Origin of the sequence: Stenotrophomonas sp. 2YAF22, assembly GCF_052114665.1 — a bacterium.
Taxonomy (GTDB): domain Bacteria; phylum Pseudomonadota; class Gammaproteobacteria; order Xanthomonadales; family Xanthomonadaceae; genus Stenotrophomonas; species Stenotrophomonas indicatrix.
In genome coordinates, this window is sequence record NZ_JBFRFE010000634.1 from 1 (window position 1) to 2481 (window position 2481).

2 protein-coding genes and 1 pseudogene are annotated in these 2481 nt (G+C 67.9%); all 3 read left to right on the plus strand.

Annotation, left to right across the window (positions count from 1 at the left end; translation table 11 throughout):
• The coding region (locus AB4Y84_RS19220; RefSeq protein ID WP_442250686.1) for a response regulator at positions 1 to 191 on the plus strand (191 nt) is incomplete at its 5' end.
• Positions 188 to 1405, plus strand: a complete 1218-nt coding sequence (locus AB4Y84_RS19225; protein ID WP_394195893.1) for an EAL domain-containing response regulator — start codon at positions 188 to 190, stop codon at positions 1403 to 1405. The genes AB4Y84_RS19220 and AB4Y84_RS19225, both read left to right, overlap by 4 nt.
• Before the next feature lie 126 nt (positions 1406 to 1531).
• Positions 1532 to 2481 (plus strand): annotated as a pseudogene (locus AB4Y84_RS19230) (hybrid sensor histidine kinase/response regulator); the annotation flags it as partial.

Below are 2481 nucleotides of genomic sequence, written 5' to 3' on the forward strand. Positions count from 1 at the left end.
GCCACACCCTGGCGCGCCGGCTGCGGGCGGAAGGCGTTCTGCTGCCGGTGATCGGCGCCACCGCCAACGCTACCGCCGAGGAGCGCGAGCGCTGCCTGGCCAGTGGCATGCAGGGCTATCTGAGCAAACCCATCGACATCGCACGCCTGCGTCAGGCGCTTTCCGCCGTTCGCCAAGGAGATCCTGCATGACCCGCCGTGTCCTGATCCTGGAAGACCAGCCGTTCCAACGCGGCTATCTCGTCAATCTGTTCAGCGCGCGCGCCGGCGTGCAGGTCGACGCCTGCGAAGACGTCGATGCGGCTATCGCCCTGTGTGCCTGCCAGGCCTATGACCTGGTGGTGAGCGATCTGTTGATGCCCGGCCAGGATGGCATCCAGTTCATCCAGGCACTGGCCGCGCAGCCGCGTCCGCCGCGGCTTGCCGTGGTCAGCGCAGCCTCGCGGCGGATGATGAGTTCGGCACGGTTGATGGCTGAATCACTGGGCCTGGACGTGGTCGGGCTGTTGGCCAAGCCGGTCGCCGCCAGCGATGTGGATGCGCTGCTCGATGCACTGGCGCAGACCCGGCCAGCCGTGCGCACCAGCCCGGCTGCACTGACTCCCGAGCCGGACGCGGTGCAGCTGCGGCAGGCACTTGCCGACGGCAGCCTGACCGCCTGGTTCCAGCCGAAGAAGTCGTTGCAGTCCGGGCGCGTGGTTGCCGCCGAAGCACTGGTGCGCTGGCGCCATCCGCAGCTCGGAACACTGGCGCCTGGAAGCTTCCTGCCGGCGCTGTGCCGTCATGGGCTTGAGGGCGAACTGCTGCGCGTGATGCTCGCGGCCAGCATCCAGGCGCAGGCGCGCTGGCGCTCCCAGGGATTCCGCGTACCGGTATCGATCAACCTGCCGCCGCACCTGCTGGAGCAGTCCGATCTTCCGGATGAACTGCTGGCACTGACCCTGGCCGCGGGTGGCAATCCGGCTGATCTGTGCTTCGAGCTGATGGAGAACAGCACCACCCGCCACGTCAGCGACTTCTATGCAGGCGCCTGCCGGTTGCGGATGAAGGGGTTCGGCCTGGCCCAGGACGACTTTGGCCAAGGCCTGAGCTCGGTGCACAATCTGGTCAACACCCCCTTCACCGAGGTCAAGATCGATCGTGCGCTGGTCAGCGGCTGCGCGCGTGATCCCGCCCTGCACCTGACCTTGACCACCGTGATCGCGCTGGCCAACCAGCTCGGCCTGACCATCGTTGCCGAAGGCGTGGAGAGCGATGCCGATCTGGCCGCGCTGCGCCAGCTCGGCTGCAGCCAGGTACAAGGCTTCCTTATTTCGCAGGCGCTGCCCTCGGACGACTTCACTCGTCTGCTGGATGAAGATGTTCCCTATGCCGCCACCGGCAGCAACCGGGCAACATCGCGCTGACAGGCGAGGCTGAAAGGCTTCACAATCCCATCAAGAGTCATTGACGATCCTCTCTGCGCGGCGGTACCGGCCGTGCCCCGGGCCCTTCGGGCCGCCATCGACCGCCTACTGCTCCGAGACCTGCCCATGCCGGCCGAGGCCGCTCCCGTACGCCGACTCGCCCGCCGCTCCCTGCGCGTACATGCCCTGCTGATTGGCGTGGTGGTGCTGGCAACCCTGCAGGCCGGCCTGCTGCTGTCCACCGGCAGCCAGCTGTTCAACGAAGAACAGAGCAAGATCCGCTATCACTTCCGTCGCCTGGACGGAACGCTGCAGGAACAGGACCGCTTCCTGCGGCAATGGCGCCTGCATGACGTGGGCAGTCGCGGGCAGCCAGTGGACGAATCTGCCTCGCGTGCGCCGCCCAGCCCCTTGTTCGCCAGTTTCGCCCGGATCGGTGCCGACAGCGGCGCTTCGGCACAGGCAGCGGACGAACTGGGCGACCGCTTCCTGCGTTTCTATGGCGCCTTCTGGTCGGCCTCCCGGTTTCCGCCTCCGCAATGCCTGCTGGTCGATGGCCAGGGCCGCCGTGGCCTGCTTGCGCCGATCCAGACAACGCGTGGTGATCCGGGCCAAAGCAGCCCGCATCACCTGCATCCGGCACTGGCCGCCATCCACCAGGTCCTGCGCGAACGTCCAGCGCTGCGCCGCGGCAGCGTGGTCTGGACACCGGTGGCCTGGCGCGAAGGCCAGACCCGGCTGCTTGCCATCGCGCACGCACCGCAGGATGCCCGCCTGTGGGGCGAGAACGAGGACGAGTCACTGGCCGCCGTGGCCTGCCTGCTGGATCCCGGCCGCGTCGATGACTACCGCCAGGTGATGGGTACGCCGGTGTTCGAACGGATGTCACTGTTCGATGGCAACGGCCGCCTGCTGCTCGGTGATGCCAGCGATGCCAGCCGCGCCGCTACGTCCTGGCGCGCGGGACTGGACGGCCTGCTGTTCCGCATGCGCAGCGAACACGGCTGGCTGGCGGTGTATCACGTGGGCTGGCAACAGGTGTTCCAGCACCCGCGCGGGCCCCTGCTGGGCAGCAT

Bases quoted from the DNA above. Each gene is read 5' to 3' on its own strand.
- AB4Y84_RS19225 (WP_394195893.1), top strand. From the start codon at position 188: ATGACCCGCCGTGTCCTGATCCTGGAAGACCAGCCGTTCCAACGCGGC.